The 22,418-nt window shown below is 60.8% G+C and carries 20 protein-coding genes; 12 read left to right on the top strand and 8 right to left on the bottom strand.

The window, feature by feature from the left end; all coding sequences use genetic code 11:
• Positions 1 to 3 precede the first annotated feature (3 nt).
• From I6L40_RS19370 to rpoS, 4 genes are read left to right on the top strand one after another with little or no spacing between them, the layout of a single operon-like run.
• Positions 4 to 621: a protein-L-isoaspartate(D-aspartate) O-methyltransferase gene (locus I6L40_RS19370; protein ID WP_033113776.1), complete on the top strand. Its 618-nt coding sequence runs from the start codon at positions 4 to 6 to the stop codon at positions 619 to 621.
• The gene (locus tag I6L40_RS19365) at positions 618 to 1,199 is read left to right on the top strand and encodes a YqaA family protein (RefSeq protein ID WP_033113777.1); all 582 of its coding nucleotides are present in this window, start codon (positions 618 to 620) and stop codon (positions 1,197 to 1,199) included. The genes I6L40_RS19370 and I6L40_RS19365 overlap by 4 nt, the downstream gene beginning before the upstream one ends.
• A 9-nt stretch (positions 1,200 to 1,208) precedes the next feature.
• Positions 1,209 to 2,285, top strand: a complete 1,077-nt coding sequence (locus tag I6L40_RS19360) for a peptidoglycan DD-metalloendopeptidase family protein (protein WP_216994732.1) — start codon at positions 1,209 to 1,211, stop codon at positions 2,283 to 2,285.
• A gap of 45 nt (positions 2,286 to 2,330) precedes the next feature.
• Positions 2,331 to 3,317 (top strand): RNA polymerase sigma factor RpoS, encoded by a 987-nt coding sequence (gene rpoS / locus I6L40_RS19355; protein WP_041210181.1) that lies wholly within the window; start codon positions 2,331 to 2,333, stop codon positions 3,315 to 3,317.
• A 97-nt stretch (positions 3,318 to 3,414) separates the two neighbouring features.
• Here the strand turns inward: rpoS and I6L40_RS19350 are convergent, their stop codons facing one another.
• On the bottom strand, positions 3,415 to 4,452 hold the full coding sequence (locus I6L40_RS19350; RefSeq protein ID WP_216994731.1) for an alkene reductase: 1,038 nt from the start codon (positions 4,450 to 4,452) through the stop codon (positions 3,415 to 3,417).
• Positions 4,453 to 4,651: 199 nt separating this feature from the next.
• On the opposite strand from I6L40_RS19350, the gene I6L40_RS19345 reads away from it, so the two are divergent.
• The gene (locus tag I6L40_RS19345) at positions 4,652 to 5,218 is read left to right on the top strand and encodes a TetR/AcrR family transcriptional regulator (protein WP_041210179.1); all 567 of its coding nucleotides are present in this window, start codon (positions 4,652 to 4,654) and stop codon (positions 5,216 to 5,218) included.
• A gap of 106 nt (positions 5,219 to 5,324) precedes the next feature.
• On the opposite strand, the gene I6L40_RS19340 is transcribed toward I6L40_RS19345, so the two are convergent.
• Complete coding sequence (locus tag I6L40_RS19340) at positions 5,325 to 6,278, bottom strand: LysR family transcriptional regulator (protein WP_216994730.1); 954 nt, start codon at positions 6,276 to 6,278, stop codon at positions 5,325 to 5,327.
• Positions 6,279 to 6,433: 155 nt separating this feature from the next.
• Between I6L40_RS19340 and aguA the strand changes: the two genes are divergently transcribed.
• Positions 6,434 to 7,531: an agmatine deiminase gene (aguA, locus tag I6L40_RS19335; protein WP_201961399.1), complete on the top strand. Its 1,098-nt coding sequence runs from the start codon at positions 6,434 to 6,436 to the stop codon at positions 7,529 to 7,531.
• Between the two features lie 127 nt (positions 7,532 to 7,658).
• Entirely contained in the window at positions 7,659 to 9,362 is a 1,704-nt protein-coding gene (locus I6L40_RS19330; protein WP_216952000.1) for an amidase, read from the top strand.
• Positions 9,363 to 9,460: 98 nt separating this feature from the next.
• On the opposite strand, the gene I6L40_RS19325 is transcribed toward I6L40_RS19330, so the two are convergent.
• On the bottom strand, positions 9,461 to 10,489 hold the full coding sequence (locus I6L40_RS19325) for a hypothetical protein (protein ID WP_216951999.1): 1,029 nt from the start codon (positions 10,487 to 10,489) through the stop codon (positions 9,461 to 9,463).
• 346 nt (positions 10,490 to 10,835) lie between these two features.
• Here I6L40_RS19325 and I6L40_RS19320 point away from each other — a divergent pair, with 346 nt between their 5' ends.
• The gene (locus tag I6L40_RS19320; protein WP_254204062.1) at positions 10,836 to 11,597 is read left to right on the top strand and encodes a CphA family subclass B2 metallo-beta-lactamase; all 762 of its coding nucleotides are present in this window, start codon (positions 10,836 to 10,838) and stop codon (positions 11,595 to 11,597) included.
• A 104-nt stretch (positions 11,598 to 11,701) separates the two neighbouring features.
• Here I6L40_RS19320 and I6L40_RS19315 read toward each other — a convergent pair whose 3' ends face one another.
• Entirely contained in the window at positions 11,702 to 13,126 is a 1,425-nt protein-coding gene (locus tag I6L40_RS19315; protein ID WP_124241738.1) for a DASS family sodium-coupled anion symporter, read from the bottom strand.
• A gap of 333 nt (positions 13,127 to 13,459) precedes the next feature.
• Here I6L40_RS19315 and I6L40_RS19310 point away from each other — a divergent pair, with 333 nt between their 5' ends.
• Positions 13,460 to 14,734, top strand: coding sequence for a lipopolysaccharide biosynthesis protein (locus I6L40_RS19310; RefSeq protein WP_216994728.1), 1,275 nt, complete (start codon positions 13,460 to 13,462; stop codon positions 14,732 to 14,734).
• A gap of 328 nt (positions 14,735 to 15,062) precedes the next feature.
• Here I6L40_RS19310 and I6L40_RS19305 read toward each other — a convergent pair whose 3' ends face one another.
• From I6L40_RS19305 to I6L40_RS19295, 3 genes are all read right to left on the bottom strand, one after another.
• Positions 15,063 to 16,310 (bottom strand): DEAD/DEAH box helicase, encoded by a 1,248-nt coding sequence (locus tag I6L40_RS19305; RefSeq protein ID WP_215801875.1) that lies wholly within the window; start codon positions 16,308 to 16,310, stop codon positions 15,063 to 15,065.
• A 103-nt stretch (positions 16,311 to 16,413) separates the two neighbouring features.
• A complete protein-coding gene (locus tag I6L40_RS19300) occupies positions 16,414 to 17,883 on the bottom strand; it encodes a GGDEF domain-containing protein (RefSeq protein ID WP_216994727.1) in 1,470 nt (489 codons plus the stop codon).
• A gap of 109 nt (positions 17,884 to 17,992) precedes the next feature.
• Positions 17,993 to 18,451 (bottom strand): hypothetical protein, encoded by a 459-nt coding sequence (locus I6L40_RS19295; protein WP_216994726.1) that lies wholly within the window; start codon positions 18,449 to 18,451, stop codon positions 17,993 to 17,995.
• A gap of 215 nt (positions 18,452 to 18,666) precedes the next feature.
• Here I6L40_RS19295 and I6L40_RS19290 point away from each other — a divergent pair, with 215 nt between their 5' ends.
• Positions 18,667 to 19,575: an S-adenosyl-l-methionine hydroxide adenosyltransferase family protein gene (locus I6L40_RS19290; protein WP_182926150.1), complete on the top strand. Its 909-nt coding sequence runs from the start codon at positions 18,667 to 18,669 to the stop codon at positions 19,573 to 19,575.
• 79 nt (positions 19,576 to 19,654) lie between these two features.
• Here I6L40_RS19290 and I6L40_RS19285 read toward each other — a convergent pair whose 3' ends face one another.
• A complete protein-coding gene (locus tag I6L40_RS19285; RefSeq protein ID WP_005343397.1) occupies positions 19,655 to 20,215 on the bottom strand; it encodes a carbonate dehydratase in 561 nt (186 codons plus the stop codon).
• A gap of 203 nt (positions 20,216 to 20,418) precedes the next feature.
• On the opposite strand from I6L40_RS19285, the gene I6L40_RS19280 reads away from it, so the two are divergent.
• A complete protein-coding gene (locus tag I6L40_RS19280) occupies positions 20,419 to 21,060 on the top strand; it encodes a ribonuclease (RefSeq protein ID WP_216994725.1) in 642 nt (213 codons plus the stop codon).
• A 74-nt stretch (positions 21,061 to 21,134) separates the two neighbouring features.
• Positions 21,135 to 22,205, top strand: a complete 1,071-nt coding sequence (locus I6L40_RS19275; protein WP_216994724.1) for a nitronate monooxygenase family protein — start codon at positions 21,135 to 21,137, stop codon at positions 22,203 to 22,205.
• The last annotated feature ends 213 nt before the right edge of the window (positions 22,206 to 22,418 follow it).

Below are 22,418 nucleotides of genomic sequence, written 5' to 3'. Positions count from 1 at the left end.
GGTGTGATAGTACAGCGCCTGTTAAATCAGCTCATTGCGCAGGATATTCGCGATTTTCGCGTACTGGCGACCATCGCGAAAGTGCCGCGCCAGCTATTCGTGGATGAGGCCATGGCCCACAAGGCGTGGGACAACACCGCCTTGCCGATTGGCCATGGCCAGACCATTTCGCAGCCCTACATGGTGGCGCGAATGACCGAGCTGCTGATGCAAAATGATCCGGCCCATGTGCTGGAGATTGGCACTGGCTCCGGTTACCAGACGGCGATCCTCGCCCATCTGGTGGAGCACGTTTATACCGTGGAGCGGATCAAGTCGCTGCAGTTCCAGGCAAGACGCCGGCTGCGCCAGCTCGATCTGCACAATGTCTCGGCCAAGCACGGTAACGGCTGGCTGGGATGGCCCAACAAGGGGCCTTACGACGCCATTCTGGTGACGGCGGCGGCGAGCGAGATCCCGACGGCGCTCACCGATCAGCTGGCCGATGGCGGTCGGCTGGTATTGCCGGTGGGCGACAGCCAGCAGACCCTGCAACTGATTGAACGCTCCGGCTCCCAGCTGACCAGCCGAATTCTGGAACCGGTGCGTTTTGTTCCCCTGATCGACGGAGATGTTGAGTGAAGTTGTTTTCCCGTTTGTATGTACTGGTAATGCAGTGGGCACGCCACAAATACGCCCCTTGGTATCTCTCCATCACCGCCTTTATCGAATCGGTCTTCTGGCCCATCCCGGTTGACGTGATGCTGGCGCCGATGGCGCTCGGCAAGCCCCACAAGGCGTGGCACTACGCCACGCTGGCCACCGTCTTCTCGGTGCTGGGTGCGCTGTTTGGCTATGCCCTTGGCTACGCGCTGTGGGATCCGGTAGTGCAGCCGCTGGTGGCTTCCGTCGGTTATGAGGGCAAGATCGCCATCGCTCGCCACTGGTTCGAACAGTGGGGCATCTGGGTCATCTTTATCGCCAGCTTCACCCCGATCCCCTACAAGGTCTTTACCGTGACGGCTGGGCTGTTGCAAATGGCTCTGTTGCCCTTCATCATCACCTCCCTTATCGGCCGCGGTTTGCGCTTTTTCCTGGTGGCAGGTTTGATGCGCTGGGGTGGCGAGAAGATGGAACGCAAACTGATGCACTACGTAGATGTGCTCGGTTGGCTCTGTATTGGTCTGGCCGTCGTGGCCTATTTCTGGTTTAGTCGTTAAGGATCCGCTATGCGTTCGCGTATTTGGCAGGGAAGCAGTGTCGTCGTTCTTTCATGGCTGCTGCTTGCCTGTTCCTCCAGTAAAAATGCCGCTCCGGTTGAGGGGCTGGGTGATGGTCCCTTCGTCTCGACCATCCCGACCCGTCAGGCCAGCGCTCAGGTCAGTGCCCCCATTCAGGGCAACAGCTATGTGGTGAAGCGGGGCGATACCCTCTACTCCATCGCCTTCAACTCCGGCAACGACGTGCCGTCGCTGGCCAGCCTCAACAACATCAGCCCGCCCTACAACATCTATCCGGGGCAGCGCTTGCGACTCGATGGCTCCAGCGCCAGCGTGAGCAGCAGCCGCAGTTCCGGTACCTATGAGGTGCGTCGCGGCGATACCCTAAGCAGCATCGGCCGCCAGTTCGGCATGACGCCGCAGGCGCTGGCCCAGAGCAACAACCTGAGTGCCCCCTACGCCCTGCAACCGGGTCAGGTGCTCAACGTCCAGTCTGCTGGCGGCAGCAGCACCCAGATGGTAGCCGCAACCCGCCCGGTGACGCCGGTTCCGGTGCAGACCACCACGACCCGACCGAGCAGTGGCCCGCGTCCGCTGGCAGAACCGAGTGGATCTGGTCAGACCACGCCATTCATCTCGCAGAAATCCGTTGCTGCGGAGGCACCGAAGGAATACGCTCAGGTCAAAGAACAAAAAACAGACAACTCCCAGTCGAGACTCTCCTGGCACTGGCCTGCAAAAGGCCGGATCGTCGAGGGGTTCTCTGTTGCAGAACAGGGTAACAAGGGTATCGACATAGCCGGCCAGAAGGGGCAACCCGTCTACGCCGCCAGCAGCGGTAAGGTCGTATACGCTGGCAGTGCTTTAAGGGGGTACGGCAAGCTGATCATCCTCAAGCATGATGATGACTATCTCTCCGCCTACGCACACAACGACGAGTTGCGGGTGAAGGAAGGGGACAGCGTCAAGGGGGGCTCGGTCATTGCCAACATGGGCAGCACGGACGCGCCGGATGTGCGATTGCATTTCGAGATCCGGTATAGAGGCAAGTCGATCAATCCGATGAGCTATTTGCCAAAGCGTTAACCCCAGAGAGACCGTCTTACTCTGGTAACGTCAGGGAGACACACCATGAGCCAAGAACAACTGGTAATGCAGGATGCAGAGTTAGAGTTTGACGCTGACCCCGAGTCTCACGAAGAGGTAGAAGAGCTGGAGGAGGTGGCCGCCGAGGCGGAAGAGACCATCTCCGATGAATTGCTGGCACCGGAACTGAACAAGGTGATGGATGCCACCCAGCTCTATCTGGGGGAGATTGGCTTCTCCCCACTCCTCACTGCCGAAGAAGAAGTCTATTACGCCCGTCGTGCCTTGCGGGGTGACAAAGCAGCCCGCAAGCGCATGATCGAGTCCAACCTGCGACTGGTGGTCAAAATCGCCCGTCGTTACAACAACCGCGGCCTGGTGCTGCTGGATCTCATCGAAGAGGGTAACCTCGGTCTTATCCGCGCGGTCGAGAAGTTCGACCCCGAGCGCGGCTTCCGTTTCTCTACCTATGCCACCTGGTGGATCCGCCAGACCATCGAGCGGGCCATCATGAACCAGACCCGCACCATCCGTCTGCCCATTCATGTGGTCAAGGAGTTAAACGTTTACCTGCGCACTGCGCGTGAACTCTCTCACCGTCTCGATCACGAGCCGACCGCCGAAGATATCGCCCAGGCACTCGATTGCTCGGTGGACAATGTGAACCGCATGCTCAAGCTCAACGAGAAGATCACCTCGGTGGATACCCCCATCGGTGGCGATCGCGACAAGGCGCTGCTGGATGTGCTCTCCGACGAGCGCGGCATGGGGCCGGAGCTGGAGTCACAGGAAGATGATATGCGCAGCAGCATTGTGCACTGGCTGGAAGAGCTCAACCCCAAACAGCGGGAAGTGCTGGCGCGTCGTTTCGGCTTGCTGGGTTACGAGCCTGCCACCCTTGAGGATGTGGGGGCCGAGATTGGTCTGACCCGCGAGCGGGTACGCCAGATCCAGGTCGAGGGGCTGCGCCGTCTGCGGGAGATCCTGCTGAGCCAGGGGCTCTCAATCGAGGCCCTGTTCCGCACCAATTAAGTCCGCACCAACGCAATACGGCATCAGCCAGATAGCACGAGGGGAGCAACCGCTCCCCTCGTTTTTTATTGCCTGTTGTCTGGCGATACCGATGCGGTTAGACCAGTTCGGCCAGCATGGTGTCGGCGTAGGGCACCAGCGCTTCGCCATTTTTCACCTTGGCAAGATAGTCCGGGTTGGCGATAAGCGGACGGCCGATGGCCACCAGATCGAAGCGGTTGGCCTCGATGGCTGCGGCGGCGCGCTCGGCGTCGTAGTTGCCCACCCCGACCAGATTGCCCTTGTAGTGGGCGCGCAGATAGTCGGAGGCGCGGCCACCCAGATAATCGAAGGTGAGGTTGTCATCGAAGATGCCGAGGTGGATATAGGCCAGCGGGCGATCGTTGAGCTTGCTCAGCAGATAGTCGAACACGGCGCGATCTTCCGGGCTGCCCGCCAGATGGACATAGGCACCCGGGGAGAGACGAATACCAACCCGATCACCGCCGATGCGGGCGCTGATGGCATCGACCACTTCCAGCGCGAAGCGGCTCATATTTTCCGGGCAGCCACCGTAGTTGTCGGTGCGCAGGTTGGTGGAGTGGTGCAGGAACTGGTCGATCAGGTAGCCGTTGGCACCGTGGATCTCTACCCCGTCAAAGCCCGCCTCAATGGCGTTGGCTGCGGCTGTCGCGTAATCCTGCACCAGCTGGGCGATTTCGGCTTCGGTCAGGGCGCGTGGCACCTGATAGGTCAGCTCGCGCATGCGGGGCACAGTGCCCTCGTGCGCCACGGCAGAGGGAGCCAGCACTTCAGCCTGATGGAAGAAGGGGTGGGAGAGGCGGCCGACGTGCCACAGCTGGGCGAAGATCTTGCCGCCTTTGGCGTGTACGGCGCTGGTCACTCTCTTCCAGCCATCGATCTGGGCCTGGGTGAAGAGGCCCGGGGTATTGGGATAGCCCTGCGCATCGGGGCGGATGATGACGGCTTCGGAGACAATCAGGCCGATGTCGGCACGGCGAGCATAATAGGCAGCCATCTGCTCGGTCGGCACCAGACCGGGGCCTGCCATGCAGCGGGTGAGCGGGGCCATCATGAAGCGGTTGGCCAGGGTCAGAGTCTCATTAAGGCGATACGGCTGAAACAGGGTATTCATGATAGTGTGTCCTGAACGGGTTATTCTTGAACGTGCATTCAAGACGTTTTTTTGTTCCGATGCAAGTCTTTTTTGAATGCGCGTTCAAGATGGTTGGCCCCGACCTGCGAGTGGGGTACACTTGCCGACCTTTTCCAGCGCGCGTTGCCAGCGGCTCTTTTTGTGCCGTGGCAGCGAACCATTTCCGACGGGAGGAGCCATGCGCATTGCCGAGTTTGATCGTGACGAGGTGCTACGAAATGCCATGGAGGCGTTTCGCGCCAAGGGGTACGCCAAGACCACCATGCAGGAGCTGGTGGCTGCCACCGGCCTGCACCCGGGCAGCATCTACGGCGCCTTTGGCAACAAGCGCGGCCTGCTGCTGGCGGCTGTCGATCACTATGTGGAGAGCAAGCGGGCCCTGCGCCGCTCCCTGCTCGACAACCCGAGCCCGCTGGCCGGTCTTGCTGCCTATCTCGATCAGGTGGTGACCGAGGCGCTCTGCGGCACCTGTCTGGTGACCCGCACAATGATGGAGCTGAGCGAACAGGACGAAGAGCTTACCCAGCGGGTCAAGGGGATCTACGGCGAGCTGGAGCAGGAGCTGGCGGATCTGCTGGCGCAGGCGCAGCAGTGCGGTGAACTGGCGCCGGATCGGGATATCCGCACTCTCACCGCCCTGCTGCTGATCAACCTGCAGGGGCTTATCACCTTCGCCCAGTGCCGCCCCGATCGCCCCCTGCTCGACGACGTAGTTGCCCAGCTGATGCGGGCCCTGCGGGCGTAACGCGATACCGCAGAAACAACAGTGGCTCCCTCGGGAGCCACTGTTGTTTCTGGTCTCAGCCCTTCCTCGGCTTTTCCATCAATCTTTGATGCCAGACGCCGCGGTTTTACCTCGGCCCCACCAGCTCCTTCATCAAATCTTTCAGCCACACCAGCGCCGGTTGCTGGGCGTGCACGGGGTGCCAGACGCAGTTGAGGTGATAATCCGGTACGTCTGCGGGCAGCGGCAGGCTTTTCAGCGGCCAGTGGGTGGCGAGCAGCTCGGCCACCATGCTGGGCAGCACCAAGAGGTGATCGCTCTGGCTGACGATGGCGGCGGCGGACATATAACTCTGGCTGTTGACCGAGATGGTACGGCTAAAGCCCTGACTCTTCAGATAGCGGTCGAGGCTCGCCTCCGAGGTGCCCAGCGGCGAGTGGAACACATGGGGCATGGCGATAAGCTGCTGCAGGGTGATGCGCTCCTGCCACTGGGAGGGGTCATCCTCGGCGCCGGTGGGGGCCGATTTGGCAATGGGCAGATCGGCGCGCACCAGCCCGGCCAGCGGCTCGGTGAGCCAGGTCTCCTTGCCCAGATACCCCGGCACCTGCATGTACTCGTCAAAGCCCAGCACCAGATCGATCTCGCCGCTTGCCAGCTCGGCTTCGGGCAGGGTGTCGCGCAGGATGCGGATCTCGATGGTGACCCCCGGTGCCAGCCGTCTGAGCCGCTGAATAAGCGGCGGGATCAGCACACACTCCACGTAATCTGTGGTGCAGAGCACGAAGCGTCGCTTCGACTGGCTCGGCTCGAACTCTTCTTCCTCGGTGAGCTGCTGCTCCAGCAGCCGCAGCGCCTGCTGCACCCCGAGATGCAGCCGCTGGGCGCGCGGGGTTGGCAGCATCCCCTGCGGGGTGCGCACCAAAAGCGGGTCGCCGAGAAAGGTGCGCAGCCGGTTAAGGGAGTGGCTCATGGCGGGCTGGCTGATAAAGAGCGCCTCGGCGGCGCGGGTAACGCTGCCCTGCGTCATCAGGGCGTCAAAAGCGAGCAGCAGATTGAGGTCGAGCTGGTGCAGTTTCATGGGGGGATTATTCGCCGTGTTTATGGGACAATCCATCCTATTCATTTGATGGATGGGGGCGCAACGTCATAATCTGCGACCCACTCTTATTTTTCCGGGTTCCCGCGCCGCATCGGGCGTAAACGGGGGCCTCAATCCATGCAAGGAGCCTTGCGATGAGCATCAAGACCATTAACTCCACGCCGGCCGCCGACGGCTTCACCATGCCCGCCGAGTGGGCGCACCAGCAGGCCGTCTGGATGATCTGGCCGTTTCGCCCGGACAACTGGCGCGTAGCCGGTCGCTTCGCGCAAGAGACCTTCGCCAAGGTGGCCGATGCCATCGGTGGCGCCACCCCGGTCTTTATGGGTGTACCGGCCCAGTTTATGGAGCAGGCCCGCGCCATCATGCCCGCTCACGTCACCCTGGTCGAAATGGACAGCGATGACTGCTGGGCCCGCGATACCGGCCCGACCATCGTTACCAACGCTGCCGGCGAGTGCCGTGGCGTGGATTGGGGCTTCAACGCTTGGGGCGGCCACAAGGGCGGTCTCTACTATCCGTGGAATCAGGATGAGGAAGTGGCAGCCCAGATGCTGACCCAACACGAGATGGCTCGCTACGATGCGCCGCTGATTCTGGAAGGGGGCTCCATCCACGTCGATGGCGAAGGCACCTGCCTGACCACCGCCGAGTGCCTGCTCAACGAAAACCGCAACCCGCACCTGACCAAAGAGCAGATCGAAGCTCACCTGCGCGACTATCTGGGCGTCACCAGCTTTATCTGGCTGGACGAAGGTGTCTACATGGACGAAACCGACGGCCACATCGACAACATGTGCTGCTTCGTGCGTCCGGGTGAAGTGGCGCTGCACTGGACTGACGATCAGAACGATCCCCAGTACGCCCGCTCCGTGGCCGCCCTCAAGGTGCTGGAAGCGGCGGTCGATGCCAAGGGGCGCAAGCTGAAAGTGTGGAAGCTGCCCCAGCCGGGCCCGCTGTTCTGCACCGAAGAGGAGTCTGCCGGTGTCGAGAGTGGTACCGGTGTGCCGCGCGAGGCAGAAGGCCGTCTGGCCGGTTCCTATGTGAACTTCCTCATCACCAATGATCGCATCGTCTATCCGCTGCTGGATGCCGCCACCGATGGCGAAGCCCAGCGCATTCTGGAAGAGATCTTCCCGGAGCACACCGTGGTCGGCGTGCCGGCCCGCGAGATCCTGCTGGGCGGTGGCAATATTCACTGCATTACCCAGCAGATCCCTTCAGGTCAGTAAGCTGGTCGAAGAGTGTAGAAATTCAAAACCCCACGCCGTGGGGTTTTATCTCTTGATGGTGTGATGGTCGCAGGCGCTGATGCGGCGATCATCATGACAAACAGTCACCCTTTTACAGGAGATCCCCATGATCGAAGTGACCGAGGTTTCCATTGCCGAGCTGCGTGCCGCGCTCGAATCAGGCCGCACCACAGCGGTCGAACTGGTCAAGGCCTATCTGGCCCGGATCGAGGCCTACAACGGCCCCGAGACTGCCACCAAGCTCAACGCCGTGGTGGTCGCCAATCCCGATGCGCTGAAAGAGGCCGAAGCTTCCGATGCCCGCCGTGCCCGTGGTGAAACCCTGAGCCCGCTCGACGGCATCCCCTACACCGCCAAAGACAGCTATCTGGTCAAGGGGCTGACTGCCGCTTCCGGCAGCCCGGCCTTCAAGGATCTGGTAGCCCAGCGCGATGCCTTTACCGTTGAGCGCCTGCGCGCCGCCGGTGCCATCTGCCTTGGCAAAACCAATATGCCGCCGATGGCCAATGGCGGCATGCAGCGCGGCGTCTATGGCCGTGCCGAGAGCCCCTACAACGCCGACTACCTGACCGCGCCCTTTGCCTCCGGCTCCTCCAACGGCGCCGGTACAGCCACCGCCGCCAGCTTCTCCGCCTTTGGTCTGGCGGAAGAGACCTGGTCGAGCGGCCGTGGCCCGGCCTCCAACAACGGTCTGTGCGCCTACACCCCGTCCCGTGGCGTGATTTCGGTGCGCGGCAACTGGCCGCTGACCCCGACCATGGATGTGGTGGTGCCCTATGCCCGCACCATGAACGATCTGCTGGAAGTGCTCGACGTAGTGGTCGCCGACGATGCCGACACCCGTGGCGATCTGTGGCGCATGCAGCCCTGGGTGCAGCTGCCCAAGGCCTCTGAAGTGCGTCCGGCTTCCTATCTGGATCTGGCTGCCAAGCCCGATGCCCTCAAGGGCAAGCGCCTCGGCGTGCCGCGCATGTTTATCAACAAGGATGAACTGGCCGGCACCAGCGAAAACCCCGGTATCGGCGGCCCGACCGGTCAGCGCATCCATACCCGCGAGACCGTAATTGCCCTCTGGGAAGATGCGCGCAAGGCGCTGGAAGCCGCTGGCGCCGAAGTCATCGAAGTGGACTTCCCGCTGGTCTCCAACTGCGAAGGGGACCGACCCGGTGCGCCGACCGTGTTCAATCGCGGCATCGTGAGCCCGGAGTTTCTCAACGACGAGCTGTGGGAGCTCTCCGGCTGGGCGTTCGACGACTTCCTGCGTGCCAACGGCGATCCCAAGTTGAACAAGCTGGCCGATGTCGATGGGCTGAAGATCTTCCCCCACGATCCGGGCACCCTGCCGAACCGCGAGGGAGATCTGGCGGCGGGCATGGACGAGTACGTCAATATGGCCAAGCGCGGCATCAAGCGCTTTGACGAGATCCCCACAGTGCCGGATGGCCTGCGCGGTCTGGAAAAGACCCGCAAGCTGGACTTGGAAGATTGGATGGACGGGCTCAAGCTCGACGCCGTGCTGTTCCCGACCGTCGCTGACGTCGCCCCGGCTGATGCGGATGTGAATCCGGCCTCCGCCGATATCGCCTGGAGCAACGGCATCTGGGTTGCCAACGGCAACCTCGCCATTCGCCACCTCGGCGTGCCGACCGTCACCGTCCCCATGGGGGTGATGGCCGATATCGGTATGCCGGTGGGCCTGACCTTCGCCGGTCGCGCCTATGACGACAACAACCTGCTGCGCTTCGCCTCGGCCTTCGAATCCACCGGCAGCAAGCGTATGGTGCCACCGCGGACGCCGCCGTTGGGGTGAAGAAGATCTCCGTTATGAATGCAATAAGGCTCCCGATGGGAGCCTTATATTTATAAGTTCAGAGGTTCAGGCGAGATACAATATTCAGGTGGTTGATTTCAATCTTGTTCAGGAAAGTTTGCCTGCATCACTACGGCACTGCGGATTTCATCCTTTATGGACTTAGCGTTAATTTGCAGGCGAACAGGGCGACGTGACCACTCTCCTCTTTGCAATGCATCCAGATAGCGCCGATCTAATGTTCCATCTTGGACTTTAGCGATGAACTCATCACCAGACTCTTGGCTGCGGACTTTGACTTTGAACTCATCTGGGTTGGAAGAGTCGACATTTAAGATGCGATACATACCATCTAGCCGCACATCTTCGGATTTATTTCTAGCATTCTTTACCAGCTCTGCTGCCGTTTCTCCATCCATCTTCATGCCTTGGATTTCGACTTCATCAGCAGTTGCGCTTCGTTTAAACAACTCAGTTCTGGAGTCATCAGCATAGGCTTTGATAGTGTGCAGCTTTGGTTGTTGTTGGAGAAGCTCAGTCAACATTTCCATGCGCTTAGTCTCTTGGGCATCGTCTCGCGCACGCTCTTCCATTCGGAGCTTTTGTTGCTCAATCAGGAGTTGTTGCTCTTCTTTCTTCGCTTCAATTTGGCGAATCTCAACTCGTTGAGCAAGATAATCCGAGTATGCGGATTTACCTGCCCAAATGGCAGCAACAGCAATAACCATGGTGAGTAATGTTTTAGCATCCATTTTATCAATTAGATCCTTACCCCATTTTTCTAACAGGCCATCCAGATCCACACTGAATAAGGAGCTACCCGGTTCTACCTTTACAACGATCTGGAGTGCTTCTTTCTCTAGGGCATTTAGTGCCGTTACCTTAGGAGTATTGTAACGTGCGATAGCATAGCTTCTGTATATATTGCGTTGAAGTTCCAAGAAGGCACTCATCAAAGGAGGGGTGATTGTTGACTGAAATCCCTCTCCTTTTAGATGGACTGTTAATCGTGGCCATCCATCAAACCGCAGGTCATAAGCATCAACATCAATTTCGTTTTCCAACAGCTGCCGAAGCAGTTCATAGGCATCATTTTCTGAGCGAATAACAAACGCAGGTGCTTCCATAGGGTATCTTTCGGCCACGAGAAAAGAGCCAAAAGGTTACTATGAATCGTTTTGTGAATAAATTAGGTCTATCACAAATGAGCTCAAAACAGACTCAATTACTCACCATCTTGTATGTAGGGCTTCGCGCAGCGAAGCCCTACGTTTACAGAGTATTCGGTCGTTCGCGAACAGGAGGTCGCTGCTGATTTTTCCGGACTTTCCCCTGACTTCCCCCAGACTTCACCTTCTCTTCACACAACCTCATTTTCCCCTCACAAATCCCCCGTATCTTCTGCCCACTGCTTAAAAGGCCCGGCTTGCCACAGGGGTGGCGAGGGGGCGGTTGGTTCGAGGGAGCAAGATGATGAAAGGTTGGATGAAGTGCGGGTTGGCCGGGGCCGTGGTGCTGATGGCGAGTTTCTGGGGTGGCAGCGTGCGGGCGGCGGGGATCTCCCTCAAGCAGGTGAGCGGCCCTGTCTATGTGGTGGAGGACAACTACTACGTCAAAGAGAACTCCATGGTCTATTTCGGGGCCAAGGGGGTGACTGTGGTGGGGGCGACCTGGACGCCGGATACCGCCCGCGAGCTGCACAAGCTGATCAAACGGGTCAGCAGCAAGCCGGTGCTGGAGGTGATCAACACCAACTACCACACCGATCGGGCGGGCGGTAATGCCTACTGGAAGTCCATCGGTGCCAAGGTGGTGGCGACCCGCCAGACCCGGGATCTGATGAAGAGCGACTGGGCCGAGATTGTCGCCTTTACCCGCAAGGGGCTGCCGGAGTACCCGGATCTGCCGCTGGTGCTGCCGAACGTGGTGCACGATGGCGACTTCACCCTGCAAGATGGCAAGGTGCGCGCCTTCTATGCGGGCCCGGCCCATACGCCGGACGGCATCTTTGTCTACTTCCCCGACGAGCAGGTGCTCTATGGCAACTGCATCCTCAAGGAGAAGCTGGGCAACCTGAGCTTTGCCAATGTGAAGGAGTATCCGCAGACCATCGAGCGACTGAAGGCGATGAAGCTGCCGATCAAGACGGTGATTGGCGGTCACGACTCACCGCTGCACGGGCCCGAGCTGATCGATCACTACGAGGCGCTTATCAAGGCGGCGCCCCAGAGCTGACCCGCGCTGTTTTTAAACACACTGCAGCTTGTGGCAAGCGCAGCGCCGGTATAGAACGCTGCACACCCTCTATGCAAAAGGGCCCGTTACGGGCCCTTTTGCTATCAGATCAGCCACTGCCACCAGGTGAGGCCGATGCTCATCACCACGGCAAAGCCCACGATGGCGATCACCAGACCGATGCGCATCCACTCTGCGCTGGTGTGATAGCCCATCCCCATCAGCAGCGGGATGCGGGCGTGGGAGTAGGTGGCGAGGTTGCAGCCGACGTTGGTGATGGCGGCGATGCTGAAGATGGCGAGCTCGGCAGGCACGCCGACCGCCAGCAGGGCCCCGGCAATCACCGGTGCCAGCGCCACCACCTTGGCGGTGGCCGAGGCGAAGGCGTAGGAGGTAAAGAGGTAGAGCCCCATCACCACCAGCAGCATGGGAATGGTGCCGAGCCCGCCGAGGGTGCTGTGCATAAAGCCGGAGAGTTCATCCCCCAGCCAGCCGGTAAAGCCGACCCGTTTCAGGTTGTCGGCCATCCCCATCAGCACGCTGAACCAGATCAGGGTATCGAAGGCGGCGCTGTTGCCCTTCACATCGTTCCAGTTCAGCACCCCGAGCAGCAGCAGGGCGGCCAGACCGAGAAAGGCGACCGTGGTGGCATCCAGCCCCAGATTGCTGCCGCCGACCCAGAGCACCACCAGACCGACAAAGACCCCGAGCAGGCTCTTCTCATGGCGGGAGAGGGGGCCCATTTTGGCCAGCTCCTCGCGGGCGAAGCGGGGGGCATCCGGTGTATCGCGGGTCTCGGGGCGGATCACCATATAGAGCACCAGCGGCATGATCAGCAGCAGACCGATGGCGGGCGGCAGCAGATAGAGCGCCCACTCGCGAAAGCCGACCGTCAGCCCGGCGACGCTGGCGGCAATACCGACCAGCGCCAGATTGCCGGCAAAGCCGGTGCTGAAGGCGACCGCCGAGGCGTCGTTCATGGCGCTGACGCTGGAGAGCAGGAACTGCCCCAGCTTGCGGTCATCCTTGTTGATGGTCTTGGCCAGCGAGTCGGCAATGGGGGCGACGATGGCGGCGCGGGCCGTGTTGCTCGGGGTGGCGGGGGCCAGAATAAAGTCGGCAACCGCCAGACAGTAGGCGGAGCGCAGGGTGGACTGGCCAAAGCGGCTGAGCAGCAGCAGGGCGATCCGCTTGCCAAGGCCGGTCTTGGCAAAGGCGCTGGCAATCATGAAGGCGATGACGATAAGCCAGATCAGCGGGTGGTTGAAGTCGACCAGCGCCCCTTCGATGGCCGCCTTGGGGGTCGCTTCGCCGCCGGCATGGAGCACGGCGTAGAGCCCGAGGGAGAGGATGGCGATATAGCCGGTCGGCGCTATGTTGGTGACGATGACCAGAATGGTGGCGATAAACAGAATGGCGGTGTGGTAGGCCGCCGGTGCCAGTCCGGCCGGGGCTGGCAGCTGCCAGCAGACGATAGCCAGCAGCACGGTCACGAGTGCGGCGAGCTGGGCGAGAGTGAGTTTTTTCATAAGATTCCTGTCCGGAATGAGTGGGGAGGGAGCGATTGAGGCCGCTTCAGCCCCCCTACTATAAAAGGGGTATTGATGGATGCCAAATCCATCAATTACATCAAATTGAGCTTTCGATTAATTGCGGCTGGTTATTTGGGCTGGTCTGGCCTTGTGGAGATGGGGTGGTGCAGGGCAACCGGCAGGGAATCAAAAGTGATGAACAGCAAAACGCCCGGGAGCGGGCCTTTTGCCCTTGGTTGTTGTGAGTGCGCGGGATTAAGGCTGTTCAAGGCGGGTGGGCTTTCATAAGATGGCGTTTAGTCATACCCCGGAAAACCATAAATTTTCGTTATGCAATACGCCTCTCTCGCCCGCCTCAAACAGGCCTTTATCACCGGAATGTGGGCCTCGCTGGTCAGCATCGTTATCGGCTTCGCTTTCAAGGTGTGGCTGGCGCAGTGGGTCGCCAAGGGGGAGCTGGCGCTGTTCAACAGCGTGGTCGATTTGATCTCCCTCTCCTTTATCCTGATGACTGGTTTTCGCTCCTCCATGGTGGTGAGCTACTCCCAGACCAAAAACGATCGGGACATCATCAATATCTTTCGCTACTTCCTCATCGGCATTGTGCTGCTCACCTGGGGGGCGGTGATCCCTTATATCAAGCACGGGCTCCATATCCGGGTGGAGTATCTGCAACTGGTGGGGGTCATCTTCGGGCTGGGGCTCAAGGTCTACTTCACCAATCTGGTGGCCATGTACCGGATGTATGCGCTCTCCAACCGGGTCACCTGGCTGGAGCCGCTGGCCAACGGCCTGCTGTTCATGGCCTGCTACTTTGGGCTCGGGATGGATGCGCTCGCCTCGCTCTTCTACGGGCTGACCTTCTCCTCGCTCGCTATCGCCGGTTATATGTATCTTTCGCGGCGCCGGGCCATCGCCACCAGGCCGCTCGCCAAGGTGGCGCTCGGCCCCGAGATGGTGAGCTATGTGAAGAAGAGCTTTACCGCCTCGCTGGAGGCGGGGGCCAGCATCCTGATGATCTACATCACTGTGCTGCTCACCATCCGCCACTTCAGCCTCGACGAGCTGGGGGATTTTCAGGTGGTGGTGCGCCCCATCTTCACCTATATGACCACCCTGTTCGTCTTCCCCATCTACCGCTTTGTGCTGCCTGAGCTGGCGGTCAATCTGCGCAACGGCGATCACCGCCAGATCAGGATGATCCGGCGCTGGATCTTCCGTCTCTCCGCCATCGTCAGTCTGGCCTTCTTTGGCTTGATGCTGCTGGCGGGCAAGCCGCTGGTGCTGCTGTTCTTCCCCGCCGACTACGTGGGGGCGGTGCCGGTGCTGTTCCACTTCTCCATCTTCTTCATCTTTATGATGCTCAATGGCTATCAGCTCGCCTATATCAAGGCCCACGGTTACTTTACCCAGAGCCTGCTGATCCGGTTGGCGGGCATAGTGGCGCTGGTCGCCGCCTACTATCTGGTGGCCGAGTTCACCGCCAACGTGGTGGCGATTATCGTGGCGCTGGGTCTCGGCTATATGGTGATGTTTATTCTCTCGACCCTGGCGGAGCGGCAGATCCTGCGTACCCTGCCACCCGAGCTGGCGACGGCGCCCTAGCCGTTGCTGCTAAGGCTCGCAGTATCTGTGGGCACAAGGGGTTGGCAGGGGAGGATGGGTTGAAGCGACCAGGCAAAGAGAACGCCCGATCGGGCGTTCTCTTTTTATAGGGCTTGCAGCCCCGCTGTTGCCCCTTTATGGCAGACAGGGCGTGGCGGACATCGGTATAAGCTGGAGTTGGGTCATTTTGGGAAAACCCATAAATCCTGCTTATAGTGAGCCGGTTTGCCGCTGCGCCCCCGCACGGCGGCAAAACCGGCCGCACAGGGGTTTGCTCCGGTTTGTAGGGATGGGTTTGCAGGGATTGGGTTGCAGGGATTGGCGGGGGTTAGCGCCGACCCTTGCCACCCTTGTTGCCAGCGAGGGCCTGCTTTCTGGCGCGCTGTTTCTGGGCCGCCTTGCTGTTGCGGCGCGGCTCGGGCTCAAAGCGAGTCAGATCCGGCTCAAAGCCGGGGAACCACTGCTGGGGCAAACGGGTGTCGAGCACCGCTTCCACCTTCTCCAACAGGGGCGCATCTTCCGGGCTGAACAGGGTGATGGCGAGCCCTTTGTTGCCGGCGCGACCGGTGCGACCGATACGGTGGACGTAATCCTCAGCCACAAACGGGAACTCAAGGTTAATCACGTAGTTGAGATCCGTGATATCGAGGCCGCGGGCCGCCACGTCGGTGGCAACCAGCGCCTGCAAGGTGCCGGCGCGAAACTCCAGCAGCACCTTCTCCCGCGCGCTCTGCGACAGGTCGCCGTGGAAGGCGAGTGCATTGATGCCCGCTTTGCCAAGCTGCTGGGCCAGCTTGTCGGCCCCCTGCCGGGTGCGGCTGAAGATAAGCGCCGGTGCCCAGCCTTTCACTTTCAGCATATGCTCGACCAGCGCCAGCTTGCGATCGCTATCCACGGTATAGACCCGCTGCTCTACCTCGGCTGCCGTGGTGTTGCGCGGCGCCACTTCAATCAGTTCGGGGTCGCGCAGCAACACTTTGCAGAGGGCAAACAGGTTGTCGTCGCAGGTGGCGGAGAAGAGCAGGGTCTGGCGATCCGCCGGGATCTGTTTGAGCAGCGCCTTGATCTCGTCCATAAAGCCCATGTCGAGCATGCGGTCCGCTTCGTCAAACACCAGATGGCGCAGCGCCGCCAGACTCAAGGCCCCTTGCCGCAGATGGTCGAGCAGCCGGCCCGGGGTGGCGATCAGAATATCCACCCCGGCTTGAAGCGCCGCTACCTGCGCCGCGATACTCACCCCGCCGTAGACCTGGGTGCTGGTGAGACCTGTCCCCTGACCGTAGCGCGCCACACTCTCGGCGACCTGCACCGCCAGCTCGCGGGTCGGCACCAGCACCAGCGCGCGGATCGGGCGGGGCTCTGCCTGTGGCTGTTGTAGCAGCTGCTCCAGCAGTGGCAGCACGAAGGCGGCGGTCTTGCCGGTGCCGGTCTGGGCGCCCGCCATCAGATCGCGCCCCGCCAGAATGACGGGGATGGCGCTGGCCTGCACCGGGGTCGGCGCGGCATAGCCCAGTTCGGTCAGGGTCTGCTGCAAGCGGGGGGAGAGGGCCAGTTCGGCAAAGGAGGCTGTGGACATAGGGGCACCAGTTGGGGTTATCGCGGCCAGCGGCCACGATGCTGTGAGTGATCGTGGCCGCGATGGTAACAGATAGAGGGGGAGTGGCAGAAGGCGGGCCAGCTTAGCTGGCGATTTCGGCGTCGGGGTTGCGGATCAGGTGGATCTGCTGGCCATCGTAGCTGGCGATATTGTGTTTGCCCTGCTGCTTGACGTGATAGAGCAGCTCGTCGGCCAGATGCACCGCCTCGGCCACCGACAGGTAGTCGCGAATGCGGATCACGCCGGCCGAGAAGGTGATGGGGTCGGGCAGCTCGGTAATGGTGAGGGGGCGGGCCAGCAGCCGGGCGGCGGAGTGGCGCATCATCTCGTCATCATCCATCCCCTTGAACAGCACGATGAACTCCTCGCCGCCCCAGCGGATGGCGCTGTCCACCTTGCGGATATTGCTCCTGAGGTGGCGGGAAAAAGCGACCAGCGCCTGATCGCCAATACCGTGGCCATAGGTGTCGTTGATCGACTTGAAGTTGTCGATGTCGAGGATCATCAGGTAGTCGTGCTCGTGCAGCATGGTACGGTTGAGGATGTCGCGCCGCGGCAGCTGGGTCAGGTGATCGGTGTGAGCCAGGGTGCGCAGCCGCTGGTAGAGCTGCTTCCACGCCACCATCGCCAGCAGAATGATGATGATGTAGACCTTGAAGGCCGCGCTGTGGAGCGCCAGCTTGATGAAGTCGAGCCAGGAGTAGGACCACTTCAGATAGAGCACGGCGCCGCTTTTGGTCTGCATAAAGGGTTTGTTGAGACAGAGATGAAAGGCACGGCACGGCTCGGCGGCATCGAAGGCGATGGCGGTGCGGGTCGGGTTGAGATTGTGAAAGGGGCGCAGCACCTCGTTGAAGGCTTCATCTACCGCGATATCGATGGCCAGCAGGCCATATTTGTAGCCGCCGCGCCCCGGTTGATAGGTGAAGGGGAAGTACATCACTATGGTGTTGCGCAGGCTGAAGCTGTCTACCTCGATATCGGAGACCACTGCTTCATCGGTGCTGCAGAAGTGCCGGAGCTTGCTGAAGCTGGCGCAGCCGAAGTAGTGATACCAGGGGCGAAAACTCATCAGATCCACCCGGACAGAGCCCAGCTTGGCGGGCAGGATGCGCTCGTTGGCCACCATGCCGATCAGCCGGTAGTCGTCCCAGATGGTGTAGATGTTGATCACCTCCGGGTAGGAGAGGGCGTAGCGGAAGGTGTTGAGGATATTGGCCGCCGGGTATTGCAGCGGGACATCTGCAAAGCGCTCCTTGCTCTTGAGGTCGTAGCCGTAGAGATAGTCGGTGCCGACGCCGCTCGGGGGCGGGCGCCTGTCGAGCGGATGGTGTTGTGCCAGATAGCTGGCGATGTTCTCCACCTTGAGGATCTTGGCCCGCTGATAGAAGACGTCGAACACGTTCTTCTGCTTGGCGGTGATGAGGTTCATATCGTGCTGGACGTTGAGATAGGTGTAGTAGAAGACGCAACCCAGCCCGCCCAATACCAGCAGGGCGAGCCCCAGCAGGGTGGCTCTGGGACGGTCGAGTCGAATTTGATACCAGGCCATGGCCGGGGTCTCTCCTGAGTGGGGTGAAGGGTTCGTAGGTGCCGGATTGCGGGCGTGGACATGATTGAGTATATGCCACCCCGCCTGGCATCAGCCCCGGCGCGGCCGACTATTCAACCTGCGACACCTGCTCGCTGGCCAGATGGTGCAACCATTCCCGCACGATCAGCAGCACGGCGGCAAACTCCTCCTCCCGCGGCAACTGGTTGGCGGCGAGGGGATCCCCCTCAGCCATGGCGGCCAGCTGGCCAAAGGCTTGCTCCACCAGTTCCCGGCTCATGGTGTTATCCCCCAGCACTTCGGCCAGCGAGGGTTCGCTGCGCAGGGTGAGGGGCAGACCGGGCGGTATATCGGGAGCGATGCGCATCAACTCATCTTCCACCACCATGATGGCGCGCTCCAGTTCGAGCGGGGTGGGCGGCGCGTGGCGAAATGGCCCTGGCTGGATGGCGCGGGTGCCGAAGGCGAGCGTCCAGCTGGCGAGGGGAGCATCGGCGTGGCCAAGCCAGACCTGACTGCGCTGCTCGCCAATCTCCAGTAACAGTGTGGTGTCGGGGGCGGGATTCATGGTGCGGGACTCCTGTCGGGGGCGAGTGTGACAACCCTCTTTTGATAACGCCATCAACCGGCTTTGGCGAGCACAATTTCTGCCATAGCCCCTCTGTTTTGCGAGTGGCGGCTCACTTTGGTGTTAACACCTTGCAATAAATTCCTGCTGTGGCAGTCTGGATGGCCAAATGAAGGTTTTTAACCACTCATTGCCACCGTTTCAGGAGTTCAGATATGGATATTCGTACCGCTCCCCGCGCCATTGCGCTCGCCCTGCTGCTGGCCAGCAGTGTTGCCACCGCCAACGAGGCGCTGGTGATCCAGACCGACTTTGGCCTTAAAGATGGCGCCGTCTCGGCCATGAAGGGGGTCGCCTTCGGGGTGGATCGCACCCTGCCGCTCTATGACCTGACCCACGAGATCCCGGCCTACAACATCTGGGAAGCCTCCTACCGCCTCTATCAAACCTTGCAGTACTGGCCCAAGGGCACTGTGTTCGTCAGCGTGGTGGATCCGGGTGTCGGCACCGATCGCAAGTCGGTGGTGCTCAAGACCAAGAGCGGCCACTACATCGTCAGCCCGGATAACGGCACCCTGACTCTGGTAGCCGAACACTTCGGCATCGACACCGTGCGCCAGATCGACGAGAAGACCAACCGCCTCAAGGGCTCCGAGAAGTCCTACACCTTCCACGGTCGCGACGTCTACGCCTACACCGGCGCCCGGCTCGCGTCCGGTGCCATCAGCTACGAGCAGGTGGGCCCGAAACTGCCTGCCGAGGTGGTGAAGATCCCCTATCAGGCTGCGGTAGCCGAGAAGGATGGCACCCTCAAAGGCACCATCCCGATCCTCGATGTGCAGTACGGCAACGTCTGGACCAACATCGACGATGCGCTGCTGACCAAGGCGGGGATCAACAAGGGGGATACCGCCTGCATCAAGATCAGCGAAGGCTCTGCGCTGAAATATGACGGCAAGGCCCCCTACGTCAGCAGCTTTGGCGATGTGCCGGAAGGGCAGCCGCTGGTCTATCTCAACAGCCTGCTGCAGGTGTCGGTGGCGCTGAACATGGACAGCTTCGCAGCCAAGCATCAGGTGCAATCCGGTGCCAACTGGCATATCAGCCTGAAGAAGTGCTCCTGATCCGCACATATATAAGTAGCGATAGAAACAGCAACGGGCGCCTCGGCGCCCGTTTTGTTCTCTGGTAATAAAGAAAGGATCAGAACTCGTTGGAGAGCGCCTTGTACCCTTTGACCAGATCGATATTGGTGTGAGCCACATCCTCGGAGAACTCGGCGGCATCCACCGAAACCCGCGGGATATGGGTCAGATCGCTCTGCTGGTTGATGCGGGTGGTGGAGGGGACGTAGAACTCCGGCGGCAGATCGCAGCCATCGATCACCGAGTTGTGACGCACCACGGCACCATCGCCGATATGGCAGTTGAACAGCACGCTGTTGAAACCGATAAAGACCCGGTTCCCCACTTCGCACGGCCCGTGGACGATGGAGCGGTGGGCGATGGAGGTGTATTCGCCGATGGTGACGGCGGCGCCGGATTTGGAGTGGATCACCACCCCGTCCTGAATGTTGGAGTTGGCGCCGATGACGATGGGCTCCATCTCGCCGTTGGCATCCACCTCGTCGGCGCGGATCACCGCGTAGGGGCCGACGAAGACATTCTCTTTGATGATCACCTTGCCGCAGATGATGGCGGTTTTGTCGATATAGGCGGATTCATCGATGACCGGCAGGTGGCCGGAGGGATTTTTGCGGATCATGTTACATCCTGTGGTTGCCAAGAGGAGTGCTTGGGTGGTGGACGAGGCGTCCACCGGTCGGTCAGCTTACCCCTCGTCGCTCCTCGGTGAAAGCCCTGACTGGTCTGACCCTTGTCGCAAGCAGTGCCGCGATCACTGTTTCCGCTCGCCGGAATATGGGAGCATGGCTGCCATCCCAAGAGTCGGTTTGGATGGATATTAAGATGAAGAAGATGATGGCCCTGTTGGCTGGTGGTTTGCTGCTCTCCTCTGCGGTGCAGGCGAAAGGGGTGGCGGGTGACTTTGATTACTATGCCCTGGCGCTCTCCTGGTCGCCCGAGCACTGCGCCGTCAAACCTGCGGACAAGGATCAATGTTCCCGCAAGCTGGGCTTTGTGTTGCACGGTCTCTGGCCCCAGTACGATCGTGGTTACCCGAGCAACTGTACCCGCGAGCGGCTCGACGCCAACATGGAGCAGAAGTTTGCCGGCCTCTACCCCAGCCGTTTTCTCTATCGCCATGAGTGGGAGAAGCACGGCACCTGCTCCGGCCTGAGTCAGCCCCAATTCCATCAGCTGGCAAGCGACCTGCGCCAGAAGGTGAAGATCCCGGCGGCTTATCAATCCCCGGAAGAGCCGCTGCGCAAGAGCACCTTCCAGCTCAAGGCTGATCTGGTGAGCGCCAACGAGTGGCTGGCTCCCGACAACATCACGGTAGCGTGCGCCGATGGTGGCCGCTTCCTGCGGGAGATCTACATCTGCGTCAATAAAGAGGGGACGGATGCGGTCACCTGTTCCGCCGAGATGAAAAAGCGCGAGCGCCGCTCCTGCGGTCAGCCGGATTTCCTGCTGCGCAGCGTGCGTTGATGTGTCACTAGCGTGAGCGGGCCCATGATGGGCCCGTTCTATTTTTCCGCCATTTGCAGAAAGGAGTCTGGATCATGGATGCCCCTTCCCGTTTTGCTCGTCGCCTCGGTCTGCGTTACCCGCTGATCCAGGCCCCCATGGCAGGTGTGCAGGATCACCGGCTGACCATCGCCGCCTGTCAGGCTGGCCTGCTGGGCTCCTTGCCGGCGGCCATGCTCGGCTGCGAGCAATTATCCTCCCAGTTGCAGGCGATGCGGGCTGCGACCGATGCACCCTTTAACGTCAACTTCTTCTGCCATCTGCAGGAGGAACCGAGCCCGGAACAGCAGATGCGCTGGCAACAGGCGCTCTCTCCCTACTATGCCGAGTTTGACATCAGCATGGCGGCAGCAACGGCTGCCGCAGCCAGGGCGCCCACCCGGGCCCCGTTCAACGCACAATATGCCGAGCTGCTGACCGGGTTCAGGCCGGCGGTGGTCAGCTTCCACTTTGGTTTGCCTGCCCCCGAGCTGCTTGCCAACGTGAAGGCGAGCGGCGCCTATGTGCTGGGCAGTGCCACCACGGTGGCCGAGGCTCAGTGGCTTGCTCACCACGGCGCCGATGCGGTGATTGCGCAGGGGCTGGAAGCGGGCGGTCATCGCGGCCATTTCCTCTCTGATGATCTCGCGCTGCAGCAGAGCACCTTTACCTTGCTGCCACAGATCCTCGCCGCGATCGACCTGCCGGTGATCGCCGCCGGTGGCATCGTCGATGGCAAGGGGATTGCCAAAGCGTTGGCGCTGGGGGCGAGTGGCGTGCAGATGGGCACCGCCTTTCTCTGCTGCCATGAGGCGACTACCTCGCCGCTGCATCGTGCGGCGCTTCACTCATCTCGAGGCGAGCATACGGCGCTGACCAATCTGTTCAGCGGCCGCCCCGCCCGCGGCATCCGCAACCGGTTGATGCGGGAGCTGGGCCCGCTCTCGGATCTGGCGCCTTGCTTCCCTTATGCCAGTGGCGCCCTGGCTTTGCTGCGCTCAGTGGCGGAGTCCCGGGGCGATAGCGGGTTCTCTCCGCTCTGGGCGGGGCAGGATCTCTCCGGTTGTCGTGAGCTGCCCCTCCGCGAGCTGGTGGCGGAGTGGATAAAGGAGGCCGGGCTGGTGTGATTGCCTCTATACAAGAGGCAAAGAGAGCTGACTGGTGAGGGGATGGCTGGCGAACTGCGTGCTCAACCACCTGATAAGCGCTGTGTTATGGCCGCGAACAATCCGGATTTTACGCCTTTCTGTGGATAAGTCTGTGCAAAGCTTGTTGGTTGATATGAATAACCAATAAAGTGCAGTTTTTTGCGATTTTATTGCATTTTGGCCCTTGCCAAT

The organism is Aeromonas sp. FDAARGOS 1410 (assembly GCF_019048745.1).
Lineage (GTDB): Bacteria > Pseudomonadota > Gammaproteobacteria > Enterobacterales > Aeromonadaceae > Aeromonas > Aeromonas jandaei.
The sequence above is the reverse complement of the archived record's forward strand: the minus strand, read 5'-3'. Positions and strand labels throughout refer to the sequence as shown.

Excerpts from the sequence above, each read along its gene's own strand:
- I6L40_RS19360 (WP_216994732.1), top strand. The coding sequence starts at position 1,209 with ATGCGTTCGCGTATTTGGCAGGGAAGCAGTGTCGTCGTTCTTTCATGG.
- rpoS (WP_041210181.1), top strand. The coding sequence starts at position 2,331 with ATGAGCCAAGAACAACTGGTAATGCAGGATGCAGAGTTAGAGTTTGAC.
- I6L40_RS19350 (WP_216994731.1), bottom strand. The coding sequence starts at position 4,452 with ATGAATACCCTGTTTCAGCCGTATCGCCTTAATGAGACTCTGACCCTG.
- I6L40_RS19345 (WP_041210179.1), top strand. The coding sequence starts at position 4,652 with ATGCGCATTGCCGAGTTTGATCGTGACGAGGTGCTACGAAATGCCATG.
- I6L40_RS19340 (WP_216994730.1), bottom strand. The coding sequence starts at position 6,278 with ATGAAACTGCACCAGCTCGACCTCAATCTGCTGCTCGCTTTTGACGCC.
- aguA (WP_201961399.1), top strand. The coding sequence starts at position 6,434 with ATGAGCATCAAGACCATTAACTCCACGCCGGCCGCCGACGGCTTCACC.
- I6L40_RS19330 (WP_216952000.1), top strand. The coding sequence starts at position 7,659 with ATGATCGAAGTGACCGAGGTTTCCATTGCCGAGCTGCGTGCCGCGCTC.
- I6L40_RS19325 (WP_216951999.1), bottom strand. The coding sequence starts at position 10,489 with ATGGAAGCACCTGCGTTTGTTATTCGCTCAGAAAATGATGCCTATGAA.
- I6L40_RS19320 (WP_254204062.1), top strand. The coding sequence starts at position 10,836 with ATGAAAGGTTGGATGAAGTGCGGGTTGGCCGGGGCCGTGGTGCTGATG.
- I6L40_RS19315 (WP_124241738.1), bottom strand. The coding sequence starts at position 13,126 with ATGAAAAAACTCACTCTCGCCCAGCTCGCCGCACTCGTGACCGTGCTG.
- I6L40_RS19310 (WP_216994728.1), top strand. The coding sequence starts at position 13,460 with ATGCAATACGCCTCTCTCGCCCGCCTCAAACAGGCCTTTATCACCGGA.
- I6L40_RS19305 (WP_215801875.1), bottom strand. The coding sequence starts at position 16,310 with ATGTCCACAGCCTCCTTTGCCGAACTGGCCCTCTCCCCCCGCTTGCAG.
- I6L40_RS19300 (WP_216994727.1), bottom strand. The coding sequence starts at position 17,883 with ATGGCCTGGTATCAAATTCGACTCGACCGTCCCAGAGCCACCCTGCTG.
- I6L40_RS19295 (WP_216994726.1), bottom strand. The coding sequence starts at position 18,451 with ATGAATCCCGCCCCCGACACCACACTGTTACTGGAGATTGGCGAGCAG.
- I6L40_RS19290 (WP_182926150.1), top strand. The coding sequence starts at position 18,667 with ATGGATATTCGTACCGCTCCCCGCGCCATTGCGCTCGCCCTGCTGCTG.
- I6L40_RS19285 (WP_005343397.1), bottom strand. The coding sequence starts at position 20,215 with ATGATCCGCAAAAATCCCTCCGGCCACCTGCCGGTCATCGATGAATCC.
- I6L40_RS19280 (WP_216994725.1), top strand. The coding sequence starts at position 20,419 with ATGAAGAAGATGATGGCCCTGTTGGCTGGTGGTTTGCTGCTCTCCTCT.
- I6L40_RS19275 (WP_216994724.1), top strand. The coding sequence starts at position 21,135 with ATGGATGCCCCTTCCCGTTTTGCTCGTCGCCTCGGTCTGCGTTACCCG.